General features: G+C 30.4%; 23 protein-coding genes. 1 reads left to right on the top strand and 22 read right to left on the bottom strand.

What is annotated here, in order from left to right:
• Position 1: 1 nt before the first annotated feature.
• From BHX94_RS12735 to BHX94_RS00295, 8 genes are all read right to left on the bottom strand, one after another.
• On the bottom strand, positions 2-145 hold the full coding sequence (locus tag BHX94_RS12735; RefSeq protein WP_170120709.1) for a hypothetical protein: 144 nt from the start codon (positions 143-145) through the stop codon (positions 2-4).
• On the bottom strand, positions 132-2285 hold the full coding sequence (locus BHX94_RS00320; protein ID WP_111744454.1) for a hypothetical protein: 2154 nt from the start codon (positions 2283-2285) through the stop codon (positions 132-134). The genes BHX94_RS12735 and BHX94_RS00320 overlap by 14 nt, the downstream gene beginning before the upstream one ends.
• A 184-nt stretch (positions 2286-2469) precedes the next feature.
• Positions 2470-2802, bottom strand: a complete 333-nt coding sequence (locus BHX94_RS00315; RefSeq protein ID WP_111744453.1) for a TrbC/VirB2 family protein — start codon at positions 2800-2802, stop codon at positions 2470-2472.
• The gene (locus BHX94_RS00310) at positions 2802-3062 is read right to left on the bottom strand and encodes a hypothetical protein (RefSeq protein ID WP_111744452.1); all 261 of its coding nucleotides are present in this window, start codon (positions 3060-3062) and stop codon (positions 2802-2804) included. Before BHX94_RS00310 ends, BHX94_RS00315 begins: the two co-directional genes overlap by 1 nt.
• Before the next feature lie 101 nt (positions 3063-3163).
• Positions 3164-6589, bottom strand: a complete 3426-nt coding sequence (locus BHX94_RS00305; RefSeq protein WP_111744451.1) for an isopeptide-forming domain-containing fimbrial protein — start codon at positions 6587-6589, stop codon at positions 3164-3166.
• 36 nt (positions 6590-6625) lie between these two features.
• Positions 6626-7519: an SGNH hydrolase domain-containing protein gene (locus BHX94_RS00300; RefSeq protein WP_111744450.1), complete on the bottom strand. Its 894-nt coding sequence runs from the start codon at positions 7517-7519 to the stop codon at positions 6626-6628.
• 75 nt (positions 7520-7594) lie between these two features.
• Positions 7595-7738, bottom strand: coding sequence for a hypothetical protein (locus BHX94_RS12730; protein ID WP_170120708.1), 144 nt, complete (start codon positions 7736-7738; stop codon positions 7595-7597).
• A 39-nt stretch (positions 7739-7777) separates the two neighbouring features.
• A complete protein-coding gene (locus BHX94_RS00295) occupies positions 7778-8020 on the bottom strand; it encodes a hypothetical protein (protein WP_111744449.1) in 243 nt (80 codons plus the stop codon).
• Positions 8021-8111: 91 nt separating this feature from the next.
• On the opposite strand from BHX94_RS00295, the gene BHX94_RS00290 reads away from it, so the two are divergent.
• Positions 8112-8699 (top strand): DUF6037 family protein, encoded by a 588-nt coding sequence (locus BHX94_RS00290; protein WP_111744448.1) that lies wholly within the window; start codon positions 8112-8114, stop codon positions 8697-8699.
• Here BHX94_RS00290 and BHX94_RS00285 read toward each other — a convergent pair.
• The 14 genes from BHX94_RS00285 to BHX94_RS12725 form a co-directional block, all read right to left on the bottom strand.
• Positions 8662-9018 (bottom strand): hypothetical protein, encoded by a 357-nt coding sequence (locus BHX94_RS00285; protein ID WP_111744447.1) that lies wholly within the window; start codon positions 9016-9018, stop codon positions 8662-8664. The two genes, BHX94_RS00290 and BHX94_RS00285, sit on opposite strands and share 38 nt — an antisense overlap.
• Before the next feature lie 64 nt (positions 9019-9082).
• A complete protein-coding gene (locus BHX94_RS00280; RefSeq protein WP_111744446.1) occupies positions 9083-9397 on the bottom strand; it encodes a hypothetical protein in 315 nt (104 codons plus the stop codon).
• 165 nt (positions 9398-9562) lie between these two features.
• Positions 9563-10150: a hypothetical protein gene (locus tag BHX94_RS00275; protein WP_146606883.1), complete on the bottom strand. Its 588-nt coding sequence runs from the start codon at positions 10148-10150 to the stop codon at positions 9563-9565.
• 562 nt (positions 10151-10712) lie between these two features.
• Positions 10713-11048: a hypothetical protein gene (locus tag BHX94_RS00270; protein WP_146606882.1), complete on the bottom strand. Its 336-nt coding sequence runs from the start codon at positions 11046-11048 to the stop codon at positions 10713-10715.
• Positions 11049-11563: 515 nt separating this feature from the next.
• Entirely contained in the window at positions 11564-12079 is a 516-nt protein-coding gene (locus BHX94_RS00265) for a hypothetical protein (protein ID WP_111744443.1), read from the bottom strand.
• 400 nt (positions 12080-12479) lie between these two features.
• Positions 12480-13988 (bottom strand): primase C-terminal domain-containing protein, encoded by a 1509-nt coding sequence (locus tag BHX94_RS00260; protein WP_111744442.1) that lies wholly within the window; start codon positions 13986-13988, stop codon positions 12480-12482.
• 571 nt (positions 13989-14559) lie between these two features.
• On the bottom strand, positions 14560-14865 hold the full coding sequence (locus tag BHX94_RS00255) for a hypothetical protein (RefSeq protein WP_111744441.1): 306 nt from the start codon (positions 14863-14865) through the stop codon (positions 14560-14562).
• A gap of 1 nt (position 14866) precedes the next feature.
• A complete protein-coding gene (locus BHX94_RS00250; RefSeq protein ID WP_111744440.1) occupies positions 14867-15682 on the bottom strand; it encodes a ParA family protein in 816 nt (271 codons plus the stop codon).
• Positions 15683-15791: 109 nt separating this feature from the next.
• Entirely contained in the window at positions 15792-16028 is a 237-nt protein-coding gene (locus BHX94_RS00245; RefSeq protein ID WP_111744439.1) for a hypothetical protein, read from the bottom strand.
• A gap of 77 nt (positions 16029-16105) precedes the next feature.
• A complete protein-coding gene (locus BHX94_RS00240) occupies positions 16106-16405 on the bottom strand; it encodes a helix-turn-helix transcriptional regulator (RefSeq protein WP_111744438.1) in 300 nt (99 codons plus the stop codon).
• A gap of 2 nt (positions 16406-16407) precedes the next feature.
• Positions 16408-16656, bottom strand: a complete 249-nt coding sequence (locus BHX94_RS00235; RefSeq protein WP_111744437.1) for a hypothetical protein — start codon at positions 16654-16656, stop codon at positions 16408-16410.
• 692 nt (positions 16657-17348) lie between these two features.
• Positions 17349-17696 (bottom strand): hypothetical protein, encoded by a 348-nt coding sequence (locus BHX94_RS00230; protein WP_111744436.1) that lies wholly within the window; start codon positions 17694-17696, stop codon positions 17349-17351.
• Positions 17696-18028, bottom strand: coding sequence for a hypothetical protein (locus BHX94_RS00225; protein WP_111744435.1), 333 nt, complete (start codon positions 18026-18028; stop codon positions 17696-17698). The genes BHX94_RS00230 and BHX94_RS00225 overlap by 1 nt, the downstream gene beginning before the upstream one ends.
• Positions 18029-18049: 21 nt before the next feature.
• On the bottom strand, positions 18050-18190 hold the full coding sequence (locus BHX94_RS12725; RefSeq protein WP_170120707.1) for a hypothetical protein: 141 nt from the start codon (positions 18188-18190) through the stop codon (positions 18050-18052).
• Positions 18191-18653: the final 463 nt, after the last annotated feature.

Genomic DNA, 18653 nt, shown 5'->3' with positions numbered 1-18653 from the left:
TTTATTCATAAGTCATTGATTTATAAGTTTTAAATAAATCATCCAGATTACCATTTGATAAGTAAGTTGTAATTAGATATTCCTTGTCATTAGTTGATTGTCCTACTTTTACTGCATTTAAATAATCTTTATTATCTAAAAGCATTTTTTTTAATTTCTTTAGCTTTAGATGGTTTTTCATTAATTGCATTTACATAATCTTCTTTTTCAATATATGATTTATATTGATCTTTAGTTTCAGCTTTATTCACTTCTTGTTTGTCATCTAATAATCCTTGTGAATCTGCATAAAAATAACCTGGAATAGCAATTGCTCCTGTTATAACTAACGCTGTTAAGATTTTACCTAATGATTTAGAGGGCTGTGGAATTTCATTATTTTTGTATACTGCTTGTGGTTTTACTTCTGATTCTGGTACTCCTTCTGTTCTTGTTTCTTCTTTAACTTCCTGCAAGTTATTATTTTGAGGGAAAAGATGATTGATATTATTGTATTTAATTAACTTAGCAATATTTTCATCCTCTTTATTTCTATTCTCTAATTCTTTACGTCGTAATTGAATATCTTCTTCTTTTAGACGATTTTCATCCTCTTTTGCTTGAATCTTACGTAGTTCAATATCCTTTGCTTTGATTTCAAGTTCATGTTTACTGTTTTCTTCTAATGCACGTGCTTTTTTGAGTTCGTTATCAGAAATAGCCTTTTCACTTTCAACTTGTTTTGAGTAATGAATTGCTTCTTCTGATTTTTTAATCTCTAGTTTCGTTTTTTCTTCTTCTAAAGATAGTTTTTGTTGTAGCACTTTATTAGCTTCAATTTCACTATCTAATCGTTTTCTATCTTTAATATCCTGTGCAATTTGATCCTGAATCTCTAGCAGTGCTTTATATGTTTCTTTATCGTAATCAAACAATGCCCATGATAATGCTTTAAGGCGTTCTGCTTTCATTCTTAGCACGTTTGATTTAATATCCTTAATCCCTTGTACACGCTTTTCTTCAACTAATAATTTAATTTCATCCTCAGCTTTTTGCTTAGCTCTACTTTCGAGAATATTTGCTGTTTCTTTAAATTTAGAACGTTCTTCAAATAAACGAGTATCTTTATCATTATTTAGTTGTTTTTGTTTAATTGCCCTGTTTAATTTATACTGTTCGTCATCTGATTTTAGTATCATTTCAATTTCGTCACTCAACTGTTGATCAATTAAGTTAATTTTTTCATCAAAGACCGGACGTTCTATTTCAATAAGTTGTTCTAAATAATCTTGATAGTTAGGTTTGTTTTCGTTATAGAATGTCTCTAATTCTTTACTTAACTTAGTTTCTTCATTGATAATGAACTCAATTAATTCATTTTCGATGATATTAAGTTCTTCATTATGAAAATTTGCTTTTTGTTTTTCTCTTGTATTCAGGTAGTATTGTTCGTTCTTTTCTTCTGGTTCTTTCACATCTTCTGTAAATTTTTGAGGTTCAATACGTTCTTCTTTTAATTTAAGAATTTCATTACTATCAAATTGTTCATTATGTTCTTTTTCAATGTCTCTTAATTTAAGTTCTGCGTTATGACTATTAATGTTTGGTTCTTCTGTTTCCTGCTCTTTTACTGTAAATGTTACAGTATCTTCATTCGTTTTGTTGTTATCACTTAACTGATTCTCAGCATTTGTTACAGAATCAGCTAATTGATTTTCATTGTTATCACTTACTTCTTTATGTTCTTTTTCTTCTGTGGCTAATATGCGATCCTGAGAATCAGTTAAATCTACAACTTCATCATGATTTGCTGGTTCTTCATCAGGATTGATCTCATTTTCTCCATTTATACTGACAACTTCTGTTGCTTTCATAATGTTCTCAGCATCTCTATTACCAGCAACTTCATCTAAGCTGTCCTCTTTAACTTGATCTAGTTCTTCATCATCAATAGGCGTTGTTTCTTCTTCAACCTCACTATTCTTTTTTCTTCTCAACTTACTAAAGATACTAGTTTTCTTAAGACTACCTGACTTTACTTCATTGTTTTTCGCTACATCATAATTATTTGATTCTTCTAAAGTCTGTTTGTATGCATCAATGTATTCCTGTGATACATTTTTTTCATCTATATCCTTATCTTTAATCATTTCCATTTTAATAATTTCAAAAATAGATGTTTTTGTATTTTTATTGATAAGATATTGAGGCATCTCAAATGAAGATATGGTTGTATCATCATAATCAACAATCGAAATGTCTAATGGATAAGACTTTTCTTTTTCTTCTGCTAATTCTCTAATCATTGTTAAAATTTCATCAAATTCTTTAAAATAGTATGTTTTTTAGTACTTAATTGAATTACTTTAAAATCTTTGTCTTTTGGAATATTGTTTACCTTTACTTTTAAAATTTTTGTCATTTTAGTTCTCCTTTATAAAAAATGAAGGAGAAAAACAGTATGTTTCTCTCCTTAAAATAATTCTGATATTAGAAGTTTGCTACGTTATCTGCAACCCAGTTTGCAATTTCACCAGCACCATAAATTAAAACTAATCCGATAACGGCATTTAATAAATATGTTTTACCAGCTTGTGATCCATTAGGACCACCCCACATAAATTGATAACCTGCAATCGCAACATAAACTGCGGCCACTGCTAAACCTACTACTCTTAAAAATCCTGAAATCTTCTTTAATCCATTTACGATAGATGTTTGTGCATCATTTAATTGTAAGAAATGACCTAAGTCAATATATCCTAAAAAGTCAAAAAGTGATAAAAAGTTTTGGATTCCCATGCTTGTGATTAATTCGTTCATTATTTATATTCTCCTTTAGTTTCAGATAAGTTTTTTTGTTCTTCTGTTAATGCTTTTTCTTTTCTTTGTGGCTTAGGGACTGATTTTAGCAAAATTGAATTTGCTTCTTCTTCAACAAGATAATTGATAATTTCATTAAAACGTCCTTTTTCTTTAACGACATCAATTAATACTTCTTCTTGTAATGCTTTTTTAAATGCTTTAAAGTCACCATGTTCATTTTCAATAAGTGCTTTAACTTGTGCTGATGTTAATTTCATGTTTGCAACCCTCCTTTTTTTTATTATTATCTGTTTTAATTGCATCACCCCTTTTAATGAAAAAAGAGACATTCATAGGGAATGTCTCTTTTCAAAATCTACTACAGTTCTTCTGATTTTCTTCTGTAAACCATATAACCAACTGCCCCAATCAATAATATCGGCACACCTGCATATAATAAATAGTTTAATGATTCATTACCTGTGTCAGGTAATATGCTGTTTGAAGGTTTTTTTATTTCATCTGATTTTGGACTTTCAGAAGTTACAATATCTGTATTATTTGATTCAGATTTCTCTGTTGTAGGTGTCTCTGTTGTAGGTGTCTCTGTTGTAGGTGTCTCTGTTGTAGGTGTCTCTGTTGTAGGTGTCTCTGTTGTAGGTGTCTCTGTTGTAGGTGTCTCTGTTGTCGGTTCTTCTGTTGTCGGTTCTTCTGTTGTTGGTTCTTCGACTTTAGGTGTAGTTGTAACGTCTACCTTATTTGATTCAATTTCTTCTTCTACAATTTTACCGTCTTTATCAATTCCAACGATTGTTTTAGCAGTATTCGGGATTACAACCTTTCCATCTTCACTTGTATACTTACTTAAATCTGCATCTTTCTTGATGAATGTATCAATTGCTAATGTTAATTTTTGACCGACATACTTACTGCCATCTTTTGCTTTCCATGTGATGATTTCTTTCTCTTCGTCAATCGTTAAGATTCCTTCAGCTGTAATGTCCTTGCCATCCTTATCAAGGACTTTTGCTGTTTTTGCTTCTAATACATCTTCCAGGTCATCAATAAGTGTTACTTCTTTAACATTCTTATCATCAGTAATTGTTGTTTCGACTGTGTAATTATATGGTTGTCCTAATTCCAATGTACTTTCACTTACAGTCTTTTTAATCACTGTCTTTGATGGATCTTTTGGTACAGTAACATCTACTTTATCTGATGGTGTAGTTGTTCCATCAACAATCACATTCGCTGTATTAGGAATCACGATATTTCCGTCTTTATCTGTGTATTTGGATAAATCAGCATCTTTCTTAACTTGTGCTACTACCTCAAGTACTAACTTTTGACCTGCATATTTTGCTGGTTCTTTTGCTTTCCATGAAATGATTTCTTTTTCTTTATCGATTGTTAGTGTTCCTTCAGCTGTAATGTCCTTGCCATCCATATCAAGCACTTTCGCTGTTTTTACTTCTAATACATCTTCCAAGTCATCTTGAATCTCTAATGATTTGATGTCTTTCTTATCAGTAATTGTTGTATTAACACGATACTTGTAATCAGTTGCTTTTTTAACTTCTGTTGCATCTACTTCTTTTTCATTCGCATCTAAAACTGATTTATCAACTACTGTTTTAGTCGGATCTTTTGGTGCTGGTGGTACTACAGGCACGATTAAACCTAAATCTACATCCAAATTATCTTTATCTAAGGTAATCGTCTGTGTTAACTTTGCTTTATCAACTGGCGTATATCCTGTTGGTGGTGTGAATGTGACTGTATATTCACCTTTTGGTAAATCAACCACTGAGTATTTACCATCTGCATTTGTTGTTGTTGTTTTAATCACTTTACCTGTGCTATCTTTTACTTCAACTTTCGCATTCGGAATACCTTTTTCTGTCGCATCAACAACGTTGTCTTTATCAATATCATTCCATACTGTGTCCCCAATTTTGAACGTTGGGTCTTGTGGTACGATTACTTTTACTGTGTCTGAGTTAATAGGTGTGCCACCATTGATGATTGCACTTGCTGTATTCGGTAATACAAATGTGCCGTCTGCCTGTTTGTATTTTGATAAATCTGCACCGGCTTTTACTTTTGATGTAATCTCAAGTTTTAATTTTTTACCGATGTATTTTGACGGGTCTTTTGCTGTCCATGTCACAAGTTCTGTTGTTGCGTCAGTTGTTAAAGTACCCTCAGCCGTAATGTCTTTACCTGTTGAATCTAAAACTTTTGCTGATACGTAATCTAATTCGTCAACTAAATCATCTTTTAATGCAAGTGATTTAATCATCGGGTCATTACTTACTGTTAAATCAACATTATATTTGTACTCAGTATTACGTTTTACGTTCATACTGTCTACTAACTTGTCGCCACTAACGATACCTTTATCAATTAAGTTTTTCGTTGGTGTTAATTTAGAATCAACAGCATTTGATGATACATCTTTACCATCAACTGTTACTTTCGCAGTATTCGGTACTGTGTATACGCCATCTTTTAAAATTGTAGATAAGTCCGCACCGGCTTTAACTTTTGCCGGAATCACCAATTTGTATGTGTGATTATAGAATGCATCGCTTAATACGAAATCACCTTTCGCCTCAGCGTTGATATTTTGACCCGACGTTGTAATCGTAAATTGTGATGTTACGTCTTTGTTTAATTCATTGACTACTTTTACATCACCGTTTAACTGTAATACATTATTTAATGTATCTTTAATTTCGTATGACTCATAGTAAAATTCTTCTGTTTCTAAAGGTACTGTATGCGTTACCTCATAGATTAATGATTCATTCATAGCGTTTAATGTAGTGCTATTTTTTTGTTTCTCATCTGCATCACTTACTAATTTCGTAGGTTTTAAAATTTCTGTTGCTACAGGCTTTAACGCACTGTAATTTAGATAAGCACCTAAATATGAGTCCTCCGCCCAATCTTTTATATCAGGGGTTTTTTCAGCATTAGCTTTCTTTTCTTCATCAGTATACTGCCATCCCCACGAGATATTAAGCGTATCAGTGCCGGAATACATAAAAGTAAAATCTCCTCTTAACTCGTTTGGGTCTTTTGGGTCAAAATGCCAAGTATCTCCGTCATTACCATATAATTCAGAATAAAAATCTGCACTACCGTCTGAATTAGCTTTATAGAGAACTTTTGTATCCTTTGTTGGAACATATATCTGGTCGATACTTTGCATAGTTTGACTATCAAATGTTAATTTTTGATTCTCATCAATATCTTTAACCGTCATAAATCCATCTACTTTAACCGGTTGTTGCGTTTCATGGTCTAAATATTGTAACTTGTAATCTACATTTTCATATCCACGATGTAAGAATGCAATTTCATTATTACCAAAAGATATACGTCCTGTATCGTTAGCATAACTATGTTTCCAATCCGTTATTGTAATCTTCAAATCTATCTGTTTACCATTAAAGATACCTACGTTTGTATATTTAACTCCTATATTTCCTTTTTGAGTATCAGTTGGATTGATGATTGTAGTATATTTTGAATCATTTCCGTTGATGGTAAACGCTTCCCATTTACCCCCAAATTCTTCAACTTTAGTTAATTCAGGATTAAACTGCGCAATAAACTCATACTTAGCACCTGCTTTATCTGTTGCTGTTGGAAGTGATGCATTTGGAGCATCTAAGATGGTCTGTGTTGCACCATGAGCCGTGTTAGGCATTAAAGGTACTGCTAAAATGCCCGATGCGATGATAAGTTTAGTGACTTTTGATGTATTTACCTTGTTATTTGTTTTATTTTTTTTCATGTTATTTCTCCTAGTCAATTATTTTTTTGTCGTACCTTACTTGCGTAAAAATGGCATTAAATCTCTTGCTAAATAGTAACTAAACGTTTTTGAGTAAGTATTTGTTAAATGGTGTCTATCTCTAACAATAATTACGTTACCTTGAGTTGGACTACAATATTTCTTATCACAAATTAAATCTGCATAATCAACATATTTAACGTTCGGTTGCGCTTTTAATGTTTTTAACCATTCAGGATTTTTTTCTATATTTGCTCGTGATACTTTGCACTTTACCGAATGTCGTCCATATTTTTTGATACATTTAATAGAATCTTCAGGAAAATACATTGTATTTTTGATTGCAAATACCTTTACACCATATCTATTTAATTCTTTAAATTTATCAACCATTCCATAGTCATATTTTTTTTCGCCAGTACCAACTGTATTTGTATCTGCTTTTGTCAGTACTAAATCAGGTTTATACTTCATGATTGTTGGTATGAGATTTTTATTCCATGTTGTACATGTTGGATAATCTTTTCTTACTTTAGAACTCATTGCACAGCCACTCTTAGTTGCATAAATGATTCTTATACTTTGTTTACTAGCTATCTTTTGTAAAGCGCCTAACCAATGTCCTGAATGAGAGTCCCCTATAACAGCTACTGTGTGTTTGTAACCTTTTTTCACGCCATAAGTACAAACCTTAATTTTTGAAGTATGCTTATTGGCATGACAACCATCTTTATAACCTTGAGGTGAATCATCGAATGCCTTAGATGTGGTTGGAAGGGTTGGTGCATAAGGTAATTTCTCATATCGATTTTCTTGAACACCCGGATGGTAATAAAATTTGCCATATGTGTATGCTTCTACAACACCATTAAAAAACACCATCAATAATACAATTGATAGTGTCACTTTAACTCTAATACTGTTTTTCATATAACCCTCCTACTTATATGTTTGTCTTATATAAAATATCTGTTATTGTAGGTGATCTTGGAGTTCTCATTTTAATCATTCCTTTCTATCATTTTCTTTGACATATATAACACCACATTCTGTGAAAGGTGATGTATATTCTATGTCTAACAATTTTCCTTTCAGTTCTTTTAAAAAATTCTCTCTATCGCTTTCTGTAAAAAACGGAAATGAATTCATATTATTTCCTCCTTTCAATAATTTTCATCTCATTTCTAATTACTTAAAAGAACATTTATCCCACAAATGATTTGCATAACTACTTCTGACAATCTTATTTTTATTACTAAGTTGAGAAACGACTATATCTAAGTCCTTTCTGGTTCTAGTTCCTACATGAAGAATCTGAAATCTATTCCAAATCGCTAACTTCAACGGTTGCGTAAGATCTAGTCTTTTCTTTAAACAAATTTCATCAAACTTTTTTTCTAACTCTTCTTTATCTATTTGCGTTGATGCCATTCAATTACTCCTTTCATAATAAAAACCCCAATTACAGTTGAATTAGTAATTGGGGTATAATGTAATAAAATATTTAATTGGTGGTGTTAATGTGAGTAACTTCTATAATTCAATTAAAAACCTTTATATTGATATGCGTAATAATAAAATCTATTTTCAAACATTTAGTATTAACTTCAATAATATTGAAGCTGATTGTATCTTCTCAATTCAAGATAACCCATTTGAAATTATTTTTATTAGAAAATATGATGCATGTGTTTTAAAGATCGATGTAAAAAAAGGGTTTATATTAAATATCGAAAATAAATTTAGCGAGATATATAAATTTTTTAATATTAAATATGGAAAAGGAAACTTTAGTCTTATCAGTTTATTAGAACATTTATCTAAGAAACTACCTAACGAAGTAAAAATACTTTCTGATAACGAACGTAAACAAGTTTATAATTTTGTTAACATAGAGGAAAGTGAAAAGATATATTATCTCAGCTTTACGAATTGGGATAAAGTGAATAAGGGAAAATCAAAACCCGTTGGGTCAAGAACAACGAAAAATTTAGCAAAGACACAACTTTTGTTTCCAGATATCTATGAATCTACAAAAGATAAAAATATTTCTATAAACTATTCTCATGTGCCTACGGATAAGAGATTTGATCTAAAAGATTTAGAATAAATATAGTACCGTTTATATTAAATTGATTGCTTAGTTTTTCAAACTGAATATAATGAAAATCGTCATCTTTCTTTATTTGTTTTGAAAAATCATTCCAATAATCTTTTTCTCTCTTAATAAGTTTTCTCAGTTCACCTTCTGAATCAGCCCACAAAGTTATGTTTGAATTAGTATAATCAACTTCTTTTATAATAGCACCTGATTTTTTACCTTGATAAAAATCATATGAAATTGATTCTATAATATTCTGATTATATATATAATCTATGACTGATTCTTCACCATTTTTCAAGAAATAATAATATACTTCTTTATTCATAAACTTTATACCCCCATTCAATATTAAAAGCCCTTAGATAATGTATTTAATCTAAGGGCTCTTTTTAACTACTCATATCCATTTCATACTCTAGATACTTATTGATATCTAATATGTTTCTCACTGGGATTGTTTTCGCTGAAACGATACATCCGACTTTAACAACATGATTTTTCCCATTACTTTTTTGAATTCTTATTAACGCTTTATCAGACATTAAAAAGATTGTATCTAGTACTTTTTCAGCATCATTTTCATTTAAAACTTCGTGAATACATGTGCCATTATTTAAGTGTATCACTAATAATAGTTTACGATCTCTTTCAGATAATTTGTTAATATCTGAAAATCTAAACAAATGCTTTATCTTGTTAGACATGAAATCACCTCACTTAATATATTTTATACCCTTGTTTAATAGCTTTTGAAACTGCTTTATTTGCTCTAATAAGATTAAACTTCATCGTTTCTACTTCATTAATTAGATGATAATTATAATATAGAAGAACAAGACATGCTAAACTCAACAAAACAACAATGATAATCATAATTTAACCACCTTCTCACTATCTTTATTCATTAATTTGTCTAGTCTAAAATCATATATTAGTGTCTTATACATTAACAACTTTGTAAGAATTGATAAATCAGACAATTTAGATAAACCTCTTAAAAATAGGTATGCCTTATTTGTTTCTGGTGAACTTCGCCCACTCTCAATAAATACATTAAAATCAGTCAAATCTAGTATTCGTCCATCTTTTTGTATTAAAATAGAACCTCTATCGTTAGCAGGTTCCTCTAAATATTTATTGATTATGTCTATAAATGTTTCATTAAAGTCATTATTTTCAATTGTAAATTTTAATTCTTCACGATTGTTATACATGATTAAATAATCACTTGTAATCATAAATGTTGCTGGTAAAGCACCATAATTCTTTTTATTAAGAAATTGATTTTTTGTTTGTGATTCATTACAACCACATTCTACTGCTATATAGTAAAGTTCCAATGCTACTTCAGTCGAAATATCATCAAGGGTCATTTTTTCCTCTTTCAATTCAACAAGTATTTCAATTGGTATACCTGTACGTTCTTCAAGTAGATATAAATTATCAAATCTTTTCATAAGTATTTTGATAGCTTCTTCTATTTCATTAGTATAATAATGATTTTTTCCTTTCAAATTCCTCAATCCTTTCTTGATAGTAATAAAGATTGTATATTTCATTAAGTTTTAAGTATCTAGTAGATTGATTTGCAAACACATATTTATGTTCTTTTAAGTTTTTATTTTTATTTAGGTCTGATCTGGATTTTTGGCTTTGAATCCTGAACCTTAACCATATAAATCATGCTCGAAAGATTACTCTTTGTCATTGCACAATACTAGATTTGCTCTCCTTTTGAATGAAATTAATGAATTCTAAATTTTTAATTTTAGGATCGTGGCAAATTATACAGTTGAATAAACAGTTTATAGATAACTGATAACTGCTATTGATAAATAGCAATATGTTTTGAGACCTCTCCTACCATAGCCTTAGCTCTTATGTCACAGAAAACACTGTTCATTATCTCCAGGAGTTAAGAGATAAACACACGTACATGTTATTCAGTTGTCAATGTACAGTATTGTGAAAACAATTGATTGTATTCACAAATCAATCTACTAGAATTGATTTTGGATATTATGACGATTTACGATTCTTTTTTTGTATTGATATTTTACGTAACTGCTGACCAGGATATTTACGACCATAGATTAATTGAGTATCACGATTTCTAATTTGTTTCACATAACTTAAGATTTCAGCAAGTGGTTTGGGAACGGGATGTTCTTTAATCTGCTTTGCAGGTGATTTATAAATCTTTAATACTAAATCATTGCCTATATAAACATACTCTTCATCATTAAATGTTTTAAAATACCAACCATGACGTAATATTTCACCTTCACTTACAATCCTATGTTTATCATAAATTGGCATGTGTGTTTTGGGATTAAAACTTGCTAGTTTCATCATTTCCACATCCTTAAATATTTTATGGGGTAGAAATATAATTATCAAACAGTGGGAAATCCCGTTGCTTCTGACAATTAAAAAAGAGGACCCACCAATACTATTAAAAATAGCATCGACAGATCCTCAGTCCTCATAAAATATCTATATACACTAACTACTATTTAGACAGAAGGTAACTACACACAGAAAGTTCAATAATTTGACAGTTGTACATATTTTCGTTAAATATATATACTTTACATGTCAAAACACATTGAATAAACTTACTAAATAGTTTATGATTTAGATACTGTGTATATATAGTATTAGCTCGCATCTAATACCTATATAGCACAGGTTTTACGAGGGGATAAGCCAATGACTACCGCAAATAGTTATTGGTGATCAGGATATAAAGTGCTTACAACACTTTATATCTGGTCCCCTTTTTTAATTGTCAAAGTTCAACGTACTGTTCTTGATTACCAATATATATTATATTTCCTAATAAATCAATTGTTACTTTTTTCGTATTATTACTTTTCTTTTAGATAGACTACATCTGAATCCTCAATCTCAGTATCTCTTTTCTTCTCTTTTTCTTTAGAAGGTACGTACGGATAACATTTGCCTCTATCCTTACCAGATTTGAAATAATTAACCTCTGAACAATCCATTTCAACATTCCTTAGCATAGGATTATTCTCTTTGTCTTTATCTAAATACCAATATCCTGCTTCTGGTGTTTCATCAACATATCCAGCATTTTGATCTAACTTATCAAAGGTCACTTTATAATATCCTTTTTTATCTTTCTTTTCAGATACCTTATATTCACCTTCATCAGTTCTACCAAGATTACCATTTTCCTTTACTTGTAATGTTCCATCATCTCTGAACGTAAGTAAATACTCATTATCTCCATTCTGAGTTGCCTCAAATGTCTTACCTTTCAGAACATCTACACCTTCACTCTTACCACACCCAGTTAAGATAAATGAACCTGCAATAAGTGTTACAAGTACTTTACTTAACCCATTTGTTTTTTTCATATGTAACTACCTCCAGTAAATATAGTAAGAATAATATAAATATCACTTATTTATTATATTATACCACCTATTACAATGTATGTACACATCTAAAATCTATCATGATAAAAAATATTTCTGCACATCCATTAATTCAATTATCAATGGGTGTATATTAATTATTATCATAAAAAGAGAATATTACAAGTTAAATTACAAAATATGAGAAATCTCATATTTTTTATACCCGATCAATTTCTTGTTTATGATTTAATAATTAATTTTAATCTATAAATCTATTGCAATAAACAGAACATATGTTCGTGTTTAAGTATACATGGATATTATATTTTAAGCAAGTATTATTCTGTAAACCATAATCATATATAAATAAATGTTAGGGAGTTCGGACTATTAAAAATCAGCTTATATTTTGTGTTATTTCGGTTCTTCTGTCCTTGATTATAAGTATCTCACCGACTTCTAAATATTCACTGTATAGTTGATTTATTGAGCTTTCGTTGATGCTACCGACTATTTCTTTTAAATACATTCTGAAAGCAATTCGTAATGCTTTAGTTTGTTTAACCTGCTGTCTGATAAATTCAAAAAATATGCTTTTTGTTGTTACTTTTATAGTTGCATAACGTCCTTTTGAGGCACTCCAAATAAACGTATCGTTATTGTTCAATACGTCATAGAGTGTTGATTTAGGCATGTTGATTGCTTCTCTAAATGCAGTTCCTGACATCTCAACTACGCCATTCTTAGCATTTTGTCCAATATAAGTGATTAAATCAGTTACACGTTCACTGTAATGACTACGTACACGATCCTCACGTTTCTTAGCATGATTTCTGAAAAATAATTTATTCTTTTCTTCGCTTGTCAGTTCACACCATGTATAAACCAACTCTGTAATATAAAACTTTGTTGCACCTTTGTAATTGCCTGAATAAGCACTTTTTACTTTTTGTAGCACAACGCTATCCTGTAATGGGTTGTGCAGGTTCTCATTAAACTTTCTCATCATATCAATGGTCTTAGAGATTGGCATATGACAAGAATACATATGTAAAGCCATAGTAAAAATAGCATTATCACGCCCGATATTGCCTCCTGAACCCTCAATATGTCTAGTTGCATAGAGCTTATGAAACCATAGCTCATGAATATTCTTTAGCTGTTTTACTACTTTTACAGATTTATCTTTTTCTACTTGCTTTAAGATATCTACACCTTCAAAATCTTTTGAAAACGTGATTAAATCAGTAAAATCATACATATATTTATCGTTATGATATAAAATATTTGCTTCTGTCGGACATCTAAAGAAGCCGAAATGATTGCAACTAAAATCCACACCTGGAATTGATTTATTAAAGAACTCTCTGATGTTCTGACTGATTCTCTTTGCGATTGTTACAGATCCACTCACTTTATGGCTATGTCCCTTTTTTACAAACACAGGAGTTTTCAATGTAAAATAAGCCTGGTAACCCTTTGGCGTGTCTAGGATTGTAGTTGGAATAATTCCTGCATCCTTCCCACATAATACGATATCAGTTATTGTGATTGCCTTTTTATCTAAACCATCAAAGTCAACAACGAACGTATTTATCTGTTTAAGGTTATCTTCTGAATGACCAAAAACCTTACCCTCTTTAGATCTTGCAAGTGTCTTATAGACATTAGGCGTAAAATGCGTTAGTTCTTTATGAGAATCCACTAACGCCTCAACCGAACCAAAGATCGTATAATCCGTATCAATTAACGCTTCTTTAGAAAATGTTCCTGCGATTTTACCCGTTTTATATTTACTGTTTACTTTATTTTTACTTACAAATTTGGAGTTTTTATATCGTTCAAAACGTAATCCAGACTTCAATATACTTTCGTATAACGAAACAATATCAATATTTTTGTACATAAAAAGCTACCTATCCTTTCTGTCAGATGATTGATTCAATGACTAACTATTGATCAATATCTGTAAACAGAAAGAATGGTAGCTCAAATATAATATATATCTTCAAAAAAGATTAAAATGATAGCGTTTTCAAACCATTATCAGTTCGGTATCTTTAAAAAAGTATATAGTTATACATAAAATATATGCATAAATTTGTGCTTACATCTTGTTTTTTAAAGCACCCGAATATATAATGGTAGTAACAAATCAAAAACTTAACACTCTTGTTTGTTTCGGGTGTTTAAAAAACTCATGATCAAAACTTACCGTTAAAGCAGATGATTCCCGTCATCTGCTTTTTCATTTGCTCTTATTTATTTACCAGATAAATAATTGAATCCCTTTGAGTTTCCCAGGCTCAAACAGATGCAAATGAAGATAGAAAGTTTTTTCATTAGTCGTATAGCTATTCAATTTTTAACTTATATTTACCATACACCAATAGAATTTAAAAGTAAATTCAAAATTTAAAAGTGCATAACACATAGTATATAAACTATATGTTATGCACTATGCATTATATCCTATATTAATATTTACCTTTTCTACGAGCAATATCTATTTTCTGTTGAAGTGTTGCCTCATAAGACTTTTCGAATACTTCTTTATCTTCTCCTGATAATTTACTGATTAACATATCAATAGCTTCATCAACAATTAATGTCTTACTTTTCTGATTGAGATAGACATTATATAATCCGATAAGTTTAGCATGTGTATCACCAGTAACACGAATTGATGTATAATCCAGTTTTTCTTTCTCAATATTTAAGTTTGCTAATGGATTTTCTCTTTTCAGGTCTTTTCGTTTTTCTAAATCATCTAATAATCCCATATTATCCCTCCATCTTTTCAAGACGATCTAAAAACTCGTCTGTCAGTGCTTCATATTCTTTTAATGTTTTCTTATCCCAATGATCTTCTTCTGTAATACCATATTCATCCCAATACTTAACACGTTCCATCTGTTTAACAATATGATTGAATACATGTTCATTATAAGTATCAGTTGCATCCTTTAATGTTGTCATATCTGTTTTTGTCTGTTTACTGAACATAACAGGTATAATACCAAGAATATCAAAATTATTTTTATAGGTCTTTTTAAAGCGTACTAAGTGTTCTGTGAATTTATCAACAGCTCTAAACGATCTTCTATGTGTCTGCATAACAATTAATGAATAATCGCAAGCGTATATTGCATTATTGCTAAAATCACTAATTGTAGGTGGAGTATCAATGATAACAATATCATATTCATCTCTAACACCATCAAGAAACATTGATAAGACTTTAACCTTTTTATAGCTATCTAATGGAACTAATTCCAAAGGTAATCCTACCAGGTTAAAATCAGATGGAATAATATCAAGATTATCACTTAGATTTATTGTACATTCTTTTCTATTCGTTTGGGTGATTCCTTTATAAATAGAGCGTTGCTCTAAATAATTATCTTCTTGCAGTAATTCAGGTTTGAAAGTTCTTACAAGTAGCTCTGTTGCATCAGCCTGTGGATCTAAATCTACTACTAGCACTTTCTTCTCCTTTTTTTCTGATAAGACATAAGCCATTAGACATGCTGTAGATGTTTTACTTACTCCACCCTTAAAGTTATTAATACTAATAATCTTTCCGTTTTTATCATCCATTCATATCACTCCTTTTCTATATTATATCATGTATATTGCATAATGCATAGTGCATAGCATATAAAATATAAAGTATATTCTATACAATATATACTGATAAAGTTTAATATTATGAAAATATATTAACGATTAATATTACAAATACAATTGGTATTAAGAATAACAATGTGATACCAAAGAATATTTGAAATAAGAACATGATTAATCCAGCAAGTAATTGTATTACTACGGGTGCAATCATTAGACAGACTGCAAAAAATATTATGGTTCCTAATCCTGGAAGTCCTTGAAATACAAATGCTAAAGTACCGAGTACAACAACTATCAATAATAAAAATCTATTCATTTTGTTAACCCCCTTTAATATAACTAGAATTATATTTTTCTTACGATTTAAACCACAATAATATAACAATAGTTATATTACAGGCAGTTTTTTACAAAATTTATTACCTTTCTTTTTTCGGTAGGGGAGAGGACAGAGAGTATGCTTTGTAACTCATAATCAGGTGTATCTGACTGTTGCGTAAGACTATCTAATGCTACCCCAAAATAATCAGCTATCTTAATCAGAGAAGGGGTATTTGGATATGATCTTCCATTCAACCAATTCGATATACTCATTTCACTGATTCCAATTTCATGAGCTAACTGTTTCTGATTAATTTCAAATTTAGCTAATAACTTTGTTAAGTTATCTTTTAATATGATATTACGATTCATTTTTACCAACCCCTTAATTCTAATTCTTTCATTTGATATTCTATTAGAGCTTCACTTAATGTTGCATAAGGTATTGATCGACTAGCGTGTGTATATCCGTTGCCTTTTTCATAAGTACAAACCATATATTCATCACCTTCAAGGACGACCATCAAATATGAGAAAACGATCTCTTTTGCTCGAACTATTTTTCCTGGAATACTACTCATTGGAATTTCTTTTCTTAGATTCTTCATGCTTATTTTTGCCATTTTATGTTCCTCCTAATTTATCAGGTTGTTTAAAACCTTTTTTCAACTACACGAACTTGTGTTTTGAATTTATATATTTTATTTTTACATCTTAGAAATTGCATTGAATGGCTAAAAAATACAAGGACGACTTGTCGAACGTAGTGATGCCTTGTATTTTTTTGCTAGTTGAACACGAAGCAGAGCGAGTTGTGATAACTTCAATGCTAATCTAAGTAGTAAAAATAATATGAATTTAATGAACACGTACGTGTTGGAAATATCAATAGCAATCGAGTGGGATAATGCGAGATTGCTTCAATGCCTTAAATAACCGAATTTTTCAAAATTCGGTTTTTCAAACGAATAATTGTGTGGATTTTGAGTTCATTTTCAACAGGAGCAGGGCAGGGGAGAAAATCAAGGAGTAAAGCGAAGCGTACCTTTATTTTCTAGCCTAGTTGAACACGAAGCATTGCGAGTTGTGACAACTGCTCTGCTAGGTTGAATAATGATAAAGACACACAATTTACAAACACGAAGTTCACGGAGTGTTTGTTCCATGCACTTTGGATTGTTCAATCAAACAATCGAACGCGATCTATGTGAGATTGTTTCAATGCAGTTAATAGTTTAGTTATTAAACTTTCCTTCATGCACTTATATAATTTATAAAGTATAGTGCATAGTATATAATCTATGCACTATACTTATTAATAATCACAAGCATAGTAGTGAATGTTTGTATTCATATCCATTTCCTTTAATCTTTCAAATACTTTCAATGCTTCTTTAGCTTTATATAAATACATATCATCATATTCATAACTCCCGAAATATGGACCATAATATACTGGTAATAATTCTTCTGCCTTATCAAAGTTTTCGATAATACTTGCTAATCTATTATAAATATCATTAACGGTTTCATTATCTAATTGTACGTGACCAGGATTGCCCAACTTATATTTTTTATCAAAATAACCGTGTAAAGCATTGAACTTTCTTAGGTAGGCAAATCCATCTCTGTATTCATCTAAAATATACATATCTAATCCCATTATTCATCCCATCCTTTAATAAAATTTTCTCTAATTTCAACTTTGTTATATTGATTATTATTCATCCCACAATCAGCAAATTTTTGCTTAATAAAAGCAAAATCAAATGTATCATGCAGTAAAGAATTTAGTGTTTCATTTAAAAGATTTTTGAATTCTACTACATTCTCAAAATATTCATCTTCTAATAATTCAAGAGTTGGGGTGTTTGTATATTCCTCATCAATGTATTGTAGTAAGTATGTTTCTAATAAGCTATGAAGATATTCTGATGAAGAAATAATTCTTTCATTACCTTTAAAATCAGTAGAAATAATTTCATACGTTTTCATGATTAATTCTCCTTTATTTAATTAGTTTTGCGAGATTAAAGGGTACTCATCTACAAAGTTTACAGCTTTACTATCAGTGTCTAAATTCACGTATAAAACATAGATAATCAATAAAACTACTGCTACCCACATCATAAAATCCGATACCGAAATTTTATTCATATAAATCTCTCCTTTTTTCAACTACACGAACTTGTGTTTGTTGGATTTATGTATTTAATTTTTACGGATTAGAAAGAGCATTGACCGAAAAATAATGCAAGGGCGACTTGTCGAACGTAGTGATCCCTTGCGTTACTTTTTCTAGTTGAACACGTAGCGTAGCGAGTTGTGAAACTTCAATGCTAGTCTAAGTAGTGAAAAATTATATAAATCCTTTCAAACACGTGAGTGGTTGAAAAGGGTCTAATCAGAACAACTGACGTAGGAAGTTGGTCAATGCCTTGCCATCAGGCTTTAGCCTGATACTTAATCAGTCCTTAATTGTGTGGATTTTGAGTTCATTTTCAACAGAAGCAGGGCAGGAGAGAAAATCAAGGAGTAAAGCGAAGCGTACCTTTATTTTCTAACCTAGTTGAACACGAGCATTGCGAGTTGTGACAACTGCTCTGCTAGGTTGAATAAT

Origin of the sequence: Macrococcoides bohemicum (assembly GCF_003259675.1) — a bacterium.
Lineage (GTDB): Bacteria > Bacillota > Bacilli > Staphylococcales > Staphylococcaceae > Macrococcoides > Macrococcoides bohemicum.
This window is presented reverse-complemented; position numbering and strand designations above follow the sequence as displayed.